This window comes from Kitasatospora sp. NPDC085879 (genome assembly GCF_040686255.1).
Classification (GTDB): domain Bacteria; phylum Actinomycetota; class Actinomycetes; order Streptomycetales; family Streptomycetaceae; genus Kitasatospora.
Genome location: NZ_JBFBJZ010000130.1, coordinates 1 through 10,486, shown reverse-complemented (window position 1 = coordinate 10,486; position 10,486 = coordinate 1). Strand labels below are relative to the sequence as shown.

Below are 10,486 nucleotides of genomic sequence, written 5' to 3'. Positions count from 1 at the left end.
GCGCCGGCGGGCCGGCCCGGGGCGGCGCGGCCCCCGGCGTTGTCGCGCCCCCCGCGCCGCGGGGCACGGGCGCCCCGCGGGGCCACCCGCCCCCCGGGGGCCCCGCCGTTCCCCGTTCCCGTCCCTGCCCCGTCGCGGTTACTCGACGATCAGCTGGACCGGGATGTTGCCGCGGGTGGCCTTGGAGTACGGGCACACCTCGTGGGCCTGCTTGACCAGCAGCTCGGCGGTCTCGCCGGCGAGCGCCTCGGGCACCTCGACGCGCAGCACCACGGCGAGGCCGAAGCCGGTGTCGTCCTTGCCGATGTTGACCTCGGCGGTCACCGAGATGTCGCCGGTGTCGACCTTGGACTGCCGGCCGACCAGGCCGAGGGCGCTGGCGAAGCACGCCGCGTAGCCCGCCGCGAAGAGCTGCTCGGGGTTGGTGCCCTGCCCGTTGCCGCCGAGCGCGGGCGGCATCGCAAGCGGCAGGTCGATCTGTCCGTCGGAGCTCACGGCCCGGCCCTCGCGGCCGTTGGCGGTGGCGACAGCGGTGTACAGCGCGTCCATGGACCCGTCCTCTTCCCACATCGGATCGGCGGCCGGAGGTCCCGGCTGCCCTGCGACCACAAGTAGAGCACACAACTAAATTGCGCACAACTGAAATGTCGGCGACCCGGCTATCCTGGGAGCCATGACCGCACTGCCCGCGGTGCCCGAGGAGGACCTGCTCCGCCTCGACCGCCACATCTGCTTCTCGCTGCACGCGGCCTCGCGCGCCTTCGACAGCGTGTACCGGATCGTCCTCAAGGACCTCGGCCTCACCTACCCGCAGTACCTGGTGATGCTGGTGCTCTGGGAGCACGGCGACCTTCCGGTGAAGAAGATCGGCGAGCGGCTGCGGCTCGACTCCGGCACCCTCTCCCCGCTGATCAAGCGGCTGGAGGCGGCCGGCCGGGTGCGCCGCGAGCGCAGCGCCGAGGACGAGCGCTCGGTCACCGTCCGCCTCACCGAGGAGGGCGCCGCCCTGCGCGAGCAGGCGCTGGAGGCCGTGCCCCGCCGCATCCTGCGCTCCTCCTCGGTCACCTTCGAGGAACTCGCCCAGCTGCAGCAGCTGCTCGGCCGGATCACCACCGCCCTGGACGAGGCCACCGCGTCGCTCTGAGTCCGCACGGCCGGGCCGTTCGCCCGTCCGGGTGGCGTCGCCCGGATGCCCGCCGCGGCCGGCGCTGCGCATGATCGGATGGGCGGTGTGCGAACCGTTCTTGCAGCCCTCGCCCTGCTCGCCCTCGGATCGGCCCCGGCCCCGCCCGCGGCCGGCAGCGACACCGCCCTGGTCCGCGACTTCCTGCACGCGTACCGGGACGCCGTGCGCGGCAACGGCCCCGGCCTGACCCCCTCCGAGGTGCGGGCCGAGTGGCTCGCCCCGGAGCTGAACGCCCGCCTCGACGGCTGGCAGGCCGGCCACCCCGGCGCCGACCCGGTCTTCCGCGCCGCCACCGCCCCCGGCTCGTGGACGGCGCACGCCGTGGGTGCGGCCGGCGGGCTCGGCACGGTCGACGTCGACGAGCGGTGGCCGGGCGGCGCGGTGCTGCGGGTCCGCTACACGGTGCGGGAGTCCGACCGGACGATCCTCGACCTGCAGGGCGCCCCGGCCTGAACCCGCGCCGGACGGGGCTGGCCTTGACGTCCGGGGCAAGGTCTACCGTCGGGGCATGCGGATCGGCGAGCTGGCCCGGCAGGCGGGCACCACCACACGGACGCTGCGCTACTACGAGTCGCGCGGGCTGCTGCCCGCCCGGCGCACCGGCAACGGCTACCGCGAGTACGACGAGGAGGACCTCCGGCTGCTGCGGCAGATCCGGACCCTGCAGGGGTTCGGCTTCGAGCTGGAGGAGACCCGGCCGTTCGTCGAGTGCCTGCAGGCCGGGCACCCGGCCGGCGACTCCTGCCCGGCCTCGCTCGACGTCTACCGGGCCAAGCTCGCCGAGCTCGACGCCGTCCTCGCCCGGCTGCAGACCGTCCGGGACGAGGTGGCCGCCCAGCTCGCCAGGGCCGAGGTCGAGGCCGCCGCCGAGCTGCCCGGCGGGCCCGCGCCGCGCTGTGAAATGGCCCCGCACGGCGGCCGCCCGGATCCGCACACCGACCCGACGTAGAGAGGAAGCCCATGGCGTTCGAGGGAATCGACGAGGTCACCGACGGGACCTTCGCCGCGGAGGTGCTCGCCGCCGACCGGCCCGTGCTGGTGGACTTCACCGCCGCCTGGTGCCCGCCCTGCCGCATGATCGCGCCGGTGCTGGCCGAGGTCGCCCGGGAGGAGGCCGACCGGCTGCGGGTCGTCCAGCTCGACGTGGACACCAATCCCGAGACCCAGGCCCGCTACGGGGTGCTCTCCATGCCGACCCTGATGGTCTTCCGCGGCGGCGAGCCGGTGAAGAGCATGGTCGGCGCCCGCGCCAAGGCCCGGCTGCTGCGCGAGCTCGCCGAGGTGATCTGAGGGCGCCGGTGGGCGGACCGGCGGGAGGCGGCGGCTTGTCCAGGGCCGCCGCCCGCGAACCCGTCCGTATCGGAACGTACTCCCCCCGCCTGAGGTTGTAAAGTGCAACTTTATGGCCGGTTCGGGTGACGGGCCCGGCCGCCGTACGGTGGTCCCCGCAACCACCCACCGAAGGAGCACGCATGCCCGACCGCGACGCCGCCCTGGACGCCATCCAGCGCGAGCTCACCGCGTTCGCCCGCCGGGCCCGCCACAAGGCCGCGCAGATCCACCCCGACCTGTCGCTGGTCACCTACAGCATGCTCGACCTGGTCAAGGAGCGCGGCAGCTGCCGAGCCTCCGACCTCGCCGCACACTTCATGCTCGACAAGTCCACCGTCAGCCGGCAGGTCACCGCCCTCGAGAAACTCGGCCTGATCACCCGCGAACCCGACCCGGACGACCAGCGCGGCCAACTGCTGCGCCCCTCCGAGGACGGCCTGCGGCTGCTCGCCGACGCCGCGGAACGCCGCCGCCTCGCCTTCCGCGAGCGCTTCACCGACTGGACGGACACCGACATCGAGCAGTTCGCCGGCTACCTCACCCGGTACGGCGCCGACGGCTGACCCGGCCCGCCCACTGCGGGCGACCGACGGCGCGCCGCCACGGGCCGCCCGGCCACAGCCGCCAGGATGGGCGCCATGACCAGGATGACCGAGCCCGAATGGCGCGCCTTCCTCTCCCACGGCACCCGCACCGGCAAGCTCGCCACCACCCGCGCGGACGGCCGGCCCCATGTGACACCGGTCTGGTTCCTGCTCGACGGCGAGGACATCGTGCTCAACACCGGCGCCCGCAGCGTCAAGGGCCGCAACCTCGCCCGCGACCCCCGCGCCATGCTCTGCGTCGACGACCAGCGGCCGCCGTACTCCTTCGTCCTGGTCCAGGGCCGCGCAACCCTCTCCGAGGACCCGGCGGAACTGCGCCACTGGGCCGGCCGGCTCGGCGCCCGCTACATGGGCGAGGACCGCGCCGAGGAGTTCGCCGCCCGCAACGGCGTCCCCGGCGAACTCCTCGTCCGCCTCCGGATCGAGCGGGTCGACGCGCAGGGCGCCATCTCCGGCTGACCGCCCGTCACCGTGCCGGCCGGGACACCCCGGTGGGTGCCGGGAAGAACCGCCGCACGGCGTGTTGTTGCACGGCTGGACCGGCCGCCGCCGGCCCGTGCCCGCGCGACACACCCACGGAGATCCCATGGCCGACCCGGACCGGCGCCGCTTCCTCTTCCTGCTCGGCTCCACCCGCACCGACGGCAACGCCGAACAGCTCGCCCGCCGCGCCGCCGAACACCTCCCCGCCGACGCCGAACAGCAGTGGCTCACCCTCACCGACCTGCCGCTGCCAGACTTCGCCGACCAGCGCCACGACGGCTCGTACCCGCCGCCCACCGGCCACGCCCGCACCCTGCTCGACGCCACCCTCGCCGCCACCGACCTGGTGATCGTCTCCCCGCTCTACTGGTACAGCGTCAGCACGCCGGTCAAGCACTACCTCGACCACTGGTCCGGCTGGATGCGCGTCCCCGGCGTCGACTTCAAGGCCCGGATGGCCGGCCGCACCCTCTGGGCCGTCAGCGCCTACGCCGGCACCGACCCCGCCGACGCCGACCCGCTCGCCGGCATGCTCCACCGCAGCGCCGACTACCTGTCGATGCGCTGGGGCGGCCTGCTGCTCGGCTCCGGCAGCCGACCCGGCGACGTGCTCGCCGACGAGGGCGCACTGCTCGCCGCGAAGTCCTTCTTCGCCGAGTCCTGACCGTCCCGGGCCACCCCGGTCGCGCCGGCCGCCCCGCCGTCGGCCTCCGGCACACCCGACCGCGGACCGAACAGCAGCGCCACCAGCAGCAGACCCGCGGCCGCCCCCGCGCACTGCGCCAGTACGAACCCCGGCACCGAGCCGGGCGCGATCCCGGCCGCCCCGGCGGAGAGCGCCCGGCCCGCCGTCACCGCCGGATTGACCAGCGCCCCCGAGGACGTCCCCCAGCACGCCGCGACCGACCACGCCGCCACCGCCACCGGCGCCCACCGCCCCCGGCCGGCCCGCAGCAGCCCGCACACCACCAGCACCAGCACCCCGGTGGCCACCCCCTCCGCCAGCCAGAGCAGACCCCCGCCCGGCCGCCCGCCGGACACCTCCAGCAGCGGCCGGCCGAACATCCCGTTCGCCGCCACGGCGCCCGCCGCCGCGCCCACCAGCTGGGCCACCGGGTAGCCGACCAGCTCGCGGCCGGCCGGCCCGCCGTCCCGCCGGCCCGTCCACCACACCGCCACCGTGACCAGCGGATTCAGATGCGCTCCGGAGACCGGCGCCAGCACCGTCAGCAGCACACCCAGTGCCAGCGCCGGCGCCAGCACCGCACCGAACGCGGCCGCCCCACCGGGCCCCGGCTGCGCCGCCCGCAGCCCCGAGCCGATCAGCACCGCGGCCAGCACCGCCGTGCCGACCGCCTCCGCGGCCAGCCGTCTGAACAGGGCAGTCGTCCTCATACCGCCATCGTGGCCGGGGCCGCCGGGCGGCGACAATTGTCCGGTGCGCCAGGCCGGACCCGGGCCCGCCCGGCGCCCGCTCGGAGACTCGCACGGTCCGGCGCCCGGCACGGCCGCCTGGAGCCGGCTTGACCCTCACGCACCGTGAGGCCGGAGGCTGAAGGCCACGAGGAGGGAACGACCGCGATGAGCAGCTACTCGGTCGGCCAGCTGGCCAGAACGGCCGGGGTCACCGTCCGCACCCTGCACCACTACGACGAGATCGGCCTGCTGTCACCCAGCGGCCGCACCCCGGCCGGCTACCGCCGCTACGAGGACGAGGACCTCAATCGGCTGCAGCAGGTGCTGTTCTACCGCGAACTCGGCTTCCCCCTCGAACAGATCGCGGACATCCTGGACGACCGCTCCGTCTCGCCGAACGAGCACCTGCGCAGGCAGCACCGGCTCATCGGCGACCGGATCCGGCACCTCCAGGAACTCGCCGCGGCGGTCGAACGAGCCATGGAGGCACAGAAGATGGGCATTCAGCTGACACCGGAGGAGAAGTTCGAGGTGTTCGGGAAGGACTACCAGGAGAGCTGGGAGGACGAGGCCGAGCAGCGCTGGGGCGGCACCGACGCCTGGAAGGAGTCCCAGCGGCGCACCCGCGGCTACTCCAAGGAGCACTGGCAGCGGATCAAGGCCGAGGCCGACGCGCTCAACGAGCGCCTCGCCCGTGCCCTCGCGAACGGCACCGCGCCCGACTCCGACGAGGCCGCCGCCCTCGCCGAGGAGCACCGGCTCCACATCACCGGGCACTTCTACGACTGCCCGCACGCGATGCACCGCTGCCTCGGCGACATGTACGTCGCCGACCCGCGGTTCACCGCCACCTACGAGAAGATCGCCCCCGGCCTCGCCCAGTGGCTCCGCGACGCCATCGCCGCCAACGCCGCCCGCCACGGGGCGTAGCCCGCACGCCTGGCGCGGCCCGGCGGCCCCGTGCCGTCAGGCCGCGCCGCGGCCGAAGGTGCGGCGGTAGGAGGTCGGGGAGACCCGCATGGTGCGGCCGAAGTGGTGGCGGAAGGTCGCGGCGCTCTCGAAGCCGACCGCCGAGGCGATCTCCTCGACCGTGCCGTCCGGCGACTCCAGCAGCGGCAGGCTGGCGGCGATCCGCTGCGCCGTCACCCAGCGCATCGGGCTGGTGCCGTTGCGGGCGGTGAAGTGCCGCAGGTACGAGCGGTCGGACATCCGGGCGGCCCGGGCGAGCAACGGCACCGTGAGCGGCCCGGCCAGGTGGTCGAGCGCCCACTGCATGGAGCGGGCTACCCCGTCGTCCTCCGCCGGGACCGGCGTGACCGCGGCCTCGATGAACTGGGCCTGGCCGCCGTCCCGGTGCGGCGGGACGACGAAGCGGCGGGCCACCGTGTTGGCCACCCGGGCGCCGTGGTCGCGGCGCACCAGATACAGGCAGAGGTCGATGCCGGCGGCGCTGCCCGCGCTGGTCAGCACCGAGCCGTTGTCGACGTACAGCACGTCCGGGTTGACCCGCACCGACGGATGGCGCTGCTGCAGCAGGTCGGCGTACCGCCAGTGGGTGGTGGCCTCCAGGCCGTCCAGCAGGCCGGCCTCGGCGAGGGCGAAGGCCCCGGAGCAGATCGAGACGATCCGGGCGCCGCGCTCGTGCGCCGTGCGCAGGGCCGTGACCAGCCCGGGAGAGACCCCGCCGGCGAAGGCGTTCGGGACGGCGACGACCATCACGGTGTCGGCGGCGGCCAGTTCGTCCAGCCCGTGGCGGGCGGTGAGGGAGAACCCGCCGACCGCGTTCAGCGGTGTGCCGGGCTCGTCGGCGCAGACCTTGACGTCGTACCAGGGCGCGGCCAGCAGACCGCTCACCTCGGGCCGGGCGAGCCCGAACACCTCGACCACCACGCCCAGTTCGAACGGTGCCATGCCGTCGAAGGCGTAGACGGCGACGGTGTGCACGGGCTCCGGGCGGCGGCCGACGGTCACCGGTGCCGGGCCGCTCGGCGGGTGGACGGGCACGGTGGCCCCCTTCGTCCGGGCTGGCGGGATCTTGGCGAGTGTAGTCGTCTGCGCCACTGTCGGGCCGCCCGGCCGCCCGCGAGGATCGATCACGTCGCAGCACCGCAGGAACACGACCGGCAGGAGCCCGCCGATGACCACCGCCGTCTCGCCCGTGACCGAGATCCCCGCCCTCGCCCCGGAGCGCGCCTTCGCCTTCTTCGCCGAGCGCCTCGGCTGCCAGGCCGACCCGGCCGACGTCTGGTACGCCATGCGCGACGGGCGGCAGGACTTCACCGTGGTCGACGTCCGCGCCGAGGGCGCCCACCGCAAGACCCACCTGCCCGGCGCGATCAGCCTCCCGCTCGCCGACATCACCGCGGAGCGGGTCGCCGCACTCCCGCCCGGCCTGCTGGTCGTGTACTGCTGGGGGCCCGCCTGCAACGGCTCCACCAAGGGCGCGATGCGGCTCGCCGCACTCGGCCGCGAGGTCAAGGAGATGATCGGCGGCCTGGAGTACTGGATCCGCGAGGGCTGGCCCACCGAGGGCCGGCGCCCCGTCGACCCGAAGACCGCCACCCCCGCGGACCTGGGCCTGGTCTGCTGAGCGGCGCCCTGCGGGTGGAGCCCTTGGCGGGGCCGGATTGTCAGTGCCCGGGCCTAATCTGAAGAAGTGTCCGAGGCCGGCAGCGGCCGAGCGGCGGGGGCGGGGCGAAAAAGCAGTGGGAGCCCGCCGCGTCCGTCGGGGAGGATGCTGCTTCGTCAGGACGAGGGCCCGGGGGGACGGGGCCGGTGCGGCAGGGCCGACCGGTGGGCCTCGCCGCACACGTCCACCACCACACCCGCAGCGATCTCTTTGGGGGGTCATGCCATGAACGTGTCCGTTGTCTCCACTTTTACGAAGAACATCCCCGCGCCGATCCGGATGTCCGGCTGGGGCCGCCGCGGCGCCCGCCGCTGAACCACCCACGGGGTGCCCGGCCATGACGCCGGGCGCCCCTTCGTGCTGTCGGCCCCCGCACCGAGCCGACTGTGGCGTCCGGTGCGGGCGCCGGAAAGATTTCTCCGCACCCACCTGCAACCCCCCGGCGGGATGCACGTCTATCAGGACGAGAGCCAGGGGAACGGAGCCGGACGGGCCCGCCCGAGGCCGGCCGGCGGCTCTCGCTCCGACCGACGCTCCACCGCACCCTGGGGGGACCTGCCATGGACGTGCCCGTTATCTCCGTATTCGTCATGAAATCCGCGCCGCCGTCGGCCGGCCGCTCCGGCTGGGGCCGCCGAGGCCTGCACCGCGCCGCCCCGACCGGCAGGCGGGCCGGTTCGCGGTCGTACTGACCGCTACTGGCACAATCGCCCCGCTCATCACCATGATCACCATGTTCCCGGTCGTGGGAGCCCGCGCCGAGCGGTGCCTCCCGGGGGGAGAACGGAACCCGCACATGTCCATGGCCATCGCGCCGATATCGGGGCTGCCGGTACGGCGCCCCGCCCCGATCCGAGGCGTCCTGCGTCTGCTGTTCGGCGCCGATTCCGCCGAGGCCGCGCCCGAGGCGGCGCGCCCCGGCCGTCCCGGGCTGCGCCTGCTGCGCGGCGGGCGGAAGCCCACCGAGGACCGGCCCACCCTCACCGACCTCTACCACGCCCACCGGCTCGGCCTGGTCCGGATGGCCGTCCTCCTGGTCGACCAGCAGGACATCGCCGAGGACGTGGTCCAGGAGGCCTTCACCGCGCTCTACCAGCGCCACGGCGAGCAGCTCGACGACCTCGACAACGCCCTCGGCTACCTGCGCACCTCGGTCGTCAACGGTGCCCGCTCGGTGCTCCGCCGGCGCAAGACCGCCCGCGAGTACGTGCCGCCGCACGAGGCGGACGCCCCGTCGGCGGAGGATCACGCCGTCCTCAACGACGAGCACCGGCGCGTGCTCGTCGCGCTCCAGGAACTGACATCCCGCCAGCGGGAGGTGCTCGTCCTGCGCTACTGGTCCGATCTGTCGGAGGCACAGATCGCCGAGACCCTGGGGCTCTCCCGGGGCGCCGTGAAGTCCACCGCCAGCCGGGCCCTGGACGCCCTGGAGAAGCAGCTGGAGAAGGCCCGATGACCGACAAGCCCACCCCCGAAGAGACGCCGACGGAGCGCCTGCTGCGCGAGGCCCTCAACGCCCGCGCCTCGCTGGTCACGGCGCAGAGCCTCCGCCAGGACACCCCGCCCTCCCGCCGGCTCCGCCGCCTGCGGCCGGTCCTCACCGTCACCGTCCCGCTGCTGGGCCTCGCCGCGGCCGTCGCGATCGGCGTCGTCCGGATCGACGGCGACCAGGTCGCCAAGCGCGACGACACCCCGCCGGCCGCCACCCTCACCGCCACGCCGAGCCCCTCGGTCTCCCCGTCCCCCTCGCCCAGCCCCTCGGCCACGACGAGCGACAGCCCCGAGGCCCCGGCCGCCACCGCGGGCACCCCGTACACCTTCCAGAAGGTCGGACTCGAGATCCCGGACGGCTGGAGGATCGCCGAGTCCAAGGACACGCTTCGGCTCTGCCTCATGAGTCCCGGTGCCCCGGCGGGCGCCACGTACAACCAGTGCCAGCCGTACGGCGTGGAGATCGCCGCGTACGACACCGAAGTCCTACCGAACGTGACGTGGCCGTCGGAGGCGAACCTCGACTCGGCGAGCGGCTGGTCGCATCAGCCCTTCTGCGCCCTGTGGGACAACCCCTACGCCCCCACGGAGCTCGGCGCGGTGCGCCGCGTCGGTGCTCCGCAGCGGTCCGTTCAGCAGATCAACGGCCGCACGGCCTCGATGACCAAATGGCAGGTCGACTGCAGTGGCAAGCAGTTCACCGCCCGCATGTGGGGCTTCCACAAGGAGCAGGTCTTCGTGGTGGCCAGCGGGTTGAAGGCGGAGTACGAGGACGGTCTGACCACGATCCTCAACAGCCTCGACGTCAGCAGGCGCGGAGACGTCCTCGGCACGGGCAAGGCCGGCGATATCAAGGTCCAGTTCGGCGAACCCACCTCGACGACCGTGGACGGCACCGAGACTGTCGCCTTCCAGGTGACCTGGACGAACGTCGGCCAGACCTCCTACAGCCACGTCGAGCCGGTCGTCGCAGGCCAGCACGACGAGCAGGAGTTCGCCACACCGACCGGGCCGGTCGAGGAGCGGATCCCGACCGGCACGCTGGAGCGCAAGGACGGCTCTTCCTGGACGGCCCTGCCGCTCAGGATGGGAACGGGCATGGACTACGCAGGCCTCGGCCGCTCCGCCGCCTTCTCCCTGGCACCGGGCAAGAGCCGCACCGTCACCTACCGGATGAAGCTCACCACGAAGGACCACATGGCCAGCCTGAACATGGTGGGCCAAGCCTTCCTCGACACCTCGGGCGGCTCCTACACCAAGATCGGTGACGTCGCGTCGTACGTGCCGATTCACCCCCACAGCTGACACCGCGGCGGCCGGGCACCCGCAACGGGTGCTGGCCAG

14 protein-coding genes are annotated in these 10,486 nt (G+C 74.1%); 11 read left to right on the top strand and 3 right to left on the bottom strand.

Translation table 11 applies throughout. The features are described from left to right. Positions 1-138: 138 nt before the first annotated feature. A complete protein-coding gene (locus AB0P35_RS40350) occupies positions 139-549 on the bottom strand; it encodes an organic hydroperoxide resistance protein (RefSeq protein WP_363521257.1) in 411 nt (136 codons plus the stop codon). A 124-nt stretch (positions 550-673) separates the two neighbouring features. On the opposite strand from AB0P35_RS40350, the gene AB0P35_RS40345 reads away from it, so the two are divergent. The 7 genes from AB0P35_RS40345 to AB0P35_RS40315 all read left to right on the top strand — a co-directional run bounded on the left by AB0P35_RS40345 (position 674) and on the right by AB0P35_RS40315 (position 4,270). Then, positions 674-1,144, top strand: a complete 471-nt coding sequence (locus tag AB0P35_RS40345) for a MarR family transcriptional regulator (protein ID WP_095873989.1) — start codon at positions 674-676, stop codon at positions 1,142-1,144. Positions 1,145-1,231: 87 nt separating this feature from the next. Next, complete coding sequence (locus tag AB0P35_RS40340; protein ID WP_363521253.1) at positions 1,232-1,639, top strand: hypothetical protein; 408 nt, start codon at positions 1,232-1,234, stop codon at positions 1,637-1,639. A gap of 55 nt (positions 1,640-1,694) precedes the next feature. After that, entirely contained in the window at positions 1,695-2,135 is a 441-nt protein-coding gene (locus tag AB0P35_RS40335) for a MerR family transcriptional regulator (protein ID WP_363521251.1), read from the top strand. Between the two features lie 11 nt (positions 2,136-2,146). Beyond that, entirely contained in the window at positions 2,147-2,476 is a 330-nt protein-coding gene (gene trxA / locus AB0P35_RS40330) for a thioredoxin (RefSeq protein WP_095873992.1), read from the top strand. 182 nt (positions 2,477-2,658) lie between these two features. Further along, entirely contained in the window at positions 2,659-3,081 is a 423-nt protein-coding gene (locus AB0P35_RS40325) for a MarR family transcriptional regulator (protein WP_363521248.1), read from the top strand. Between the two features lie 66 nt (positions 3,082-3,147). Then, on the top strand, positions 3,148-3,582 hold the full coding sequence (locus tag AB0P35_RS40320) for a PPOX class F420-dependent oxidoreductase (protein WP_363521245.1): 435 nt from the start codon (positions 3,148-3,150) through the stop codon (positions 3,580-3,582). Positions 3,583-3,709: 127 nt separating this feature from the next. After that, the gene (locus AB0P35_RS40315; RefSeq protein WP_363521242.1) at positions 3,710-4,270 is read left to right on the top strand and encodes an NAD(P)H-dependent oxidoreductase; all 561 of its coding nucleotides are present in this window, start codon (positions 3,710-3,712) and stop codon (positions 4,268-4,270) included. Here the strand turns inward: AB0P35_RS40315 and AB0P35_RS40310 are convergent. Next, a complete protein-coding gene (locus tag AB0P35_RS40310) occupies positions 4,156-5,001 on the bottom strand; it encodes an aquaporin (protein ID WP_363521239.1) in 846 nt (281 codons plus the stop codon). The genes AB0P35_RS40315 and AB0P35_RS40310 overlap by 115 nt on opposite strands. 186 nt (positions 5,002-5,187) lie before the next feature. Between AB0P35_RS40310 and AB0P35_RS40305 the strand changes: the two genes are divergently transcribed. After that, positions 5,188-5,952, top strand: a complete 765-nt coding sequence (locus AB0P35_RS40305) for a MerR family transcriptional regulator (RefSeq protein WP_363521236.1) — start codon at positions 5,188-5,190, stop codon at positions 5,950-5,952. 36 nt (positions 5,953-5,988) lie between these two features. Here the strand turns inward: AB0P35_RS40305 and AB0P35_RS40300 are convergent, their stop codons facing one another. Then, positions 5,989-7,026 (bottom strand): helix-turn-helix domain-containing protein, encoded by a 1,038-nt coding sequence (locus tag AB0P35_RS40300; protein WP_363521233.1) that lies wholly within the window; start codon positions 7,024-7,026, stop codon positions 5,989-5,991. 133 nt (positions 7,027-7,159) lie between these two features. Here AB0P35_RS40300 and AB0P35_RS40295 point away from each other — a divergent pair, with 133 nt between their 5' ends. The 3 genes from AB0P35_RS40295 (at position 7,160) to AB0P35_RS40285 (ending at position 10,447) form a co-directional block, all read left to right on the top strand. Continuing rightward, positions 7,160-7,612, top strand: a complete 453-nt coding sequence (locus AB0P35_RS40295; RefSeq protein WP_363521230.1) for a rhodanese-like domain-containing protein — start codon at positions 7,160-7,162, stop codon at positions 7,610-7,612. Between the two features lie 835 nt (positions 7,613-8,447). Further along, the gene (locus AB0P35_RS40290; protein ID WP_363521227.1) at positions 8,448-9,107 is read left to right on the top strand and encodes a SigE family RNA polymerase sigma factor; all 660 of its coding nucleotides are present in this window, start codon (positions 8,448-8,450) and stop codon (positions 9,105-9,107) included. After that, on the top strand, positions 9,104-10,447 hold the full coding sequence (locus tag AB0P35_RS40285; RefSeq protein ID WP_363521224.1) for a hypothetical protein: 1,344 nt from the start codon (positions 9,104-9,106) through the stop codon (positions 10,445-10,447). The genes AB0P35_RS40290 and AB0P35_RS40285 overlap by 4 nt, the downstream gene beginning before the upstream one ends. The last annotated feature ends 39 nt before the right edge of the window (positions 10,448-10,486 follow it).

Coding starts and splice junctions, on each gene's coding strand:
- AB0P35_RS40290 (WP_363521227.1), top strand. CDS start 8,448: ATGTCCATGGCCATCGCGCCGATATCGGGGCTGCCGGTACGGCGCCCC.
- AB0P35_RS40320 (WP_363521245.1), top strand. CDS start 3,148: ATGGGCGCCATGACCAGGATGACCGAGCCCGAATGGCGCGCCTTCCTC.
- AB0P35_RS40310 (WP_363521239.1), bottom strand. CDS start 5,001: ATGAGGACGACTGCCCTGTTCAGACGGCTGGCCGCGGAGGCGGTCGGC.
- trxA (WP_095873992.1), top strand. CDS start 2,147: ATGGCGTTCGAGGGAATCGACGAGGTCACCGACGGGACCTTCGCCGCG.
- AB0P35_RS40335 (WP_363521251.1), top strand. CDS start 1,695: ATGCGGATCGGCGAGCTGGCCCGGCAGGCGGGCACCACCACACGGACG.
- AB0P35_RS40295 (WP_363521230.1), top strand. CDS start 7,160: ATGACCACCGCCGTCTCGCCCGTGACCGAGATCCCCGCCCTCGCCCCG.
- AB0P35_RS40285 (WP_363521224.1), top strand. CDS start 9,104: ATGACCGACAAGCCCACCCCCGAAGAGACGCCGACGGAGCGCCTGCTG.
- AB0P35_RS40305 (WP_363521236.1), top strand. CDS start 5,188: ATGAGCAGCTACTCGGTCGGCCAGCTGGCCAGAACGGCCGGGGTCACC.
- AB0P35_RS40345 (WP_095873989.1), top strand. CDS start 674: ATGACCGCACTGCCCGCGGTGCCCGAGGAGGACCTGCTCCGCCTCGAC.
- AB0P35_RS40315 (WP_363521242.1), top strand. CDS start 3,710: ATGGCCGACCCGGACCGGCGCCGCTTCCTCTTCCTGCTCGGCTCCACC.
- AB0P35_RS40325 (WP_363521248.1), top strand. CDS start 2,659: ATGCCCGACCGCGACGCCGCCCTGGACGCCATCCAGCGCGAGCTCACC.
- AB0P35_RS40350 (WP_363521257.1), bottom strand. CDS start 549: ATGGACGCGCTGTACACCGCTGTCGCCACCGCCAACGGCCGCGAGGGC.